A 470-nucleotide genomic window follows, 5' to 3' on the forward strand; every position below is an offset into this window, starting at 1 on the left:
CGCCACGACCGCGTTTCCGGCCCCCACCGGATCGACATTTATTGAGCCCCCGGAGACTCCTAGAATACGGTTACGTGTGTACATTGTGTTGTCCTTACTGAATGCGTTTGTTCATTTTGAATCGTGTCATATCGGCACCACGATAGGCCATGCGAATAGCCACATTTGCCATGATCGCGGGATCAATTTCGCGATACGTAGCACTCTTAACCATTCGTATAGTCGTTCTGGGAATGTTGTATTTCTTGTCTTTGAAGTACCGAACGACAAATACCCCGACCTCCGGTGGGAGGCGGGGTTTAATTTTTTCATACGTGGCAGCACCGCATGCAAAGTACATGCGATTGCAAAATGGCAGATACTTCCGCCACTTGCCTTTGTCATTATCGACTTTGAAGTCAGCCCATGAGGATTTGACTTCTACCATGACGATTTCGTTTTTGACGTGCACCGCCATTATGTCGGCACGT

At 48.5% G+C, this 470-nt stretch carries 1 protein-coding gene; it reads right to left on the reverse strand.

Annotated features, from left to right (window positions below):
• Positions 1-94 precede the first annotated feature (94 nt).
• A partial coding sequence (locus tag AC1RPQ_RS07910; RefSeq protein WP_481762248.1) for an MmcB family DNA repair protein occupies positions 95-470 on the reverse strand: 376 nt, incomplete at its 5' end.

This window comes from Dellaglioa sp. CoH-57-MRSF-21, assembly GCF_056781915.1.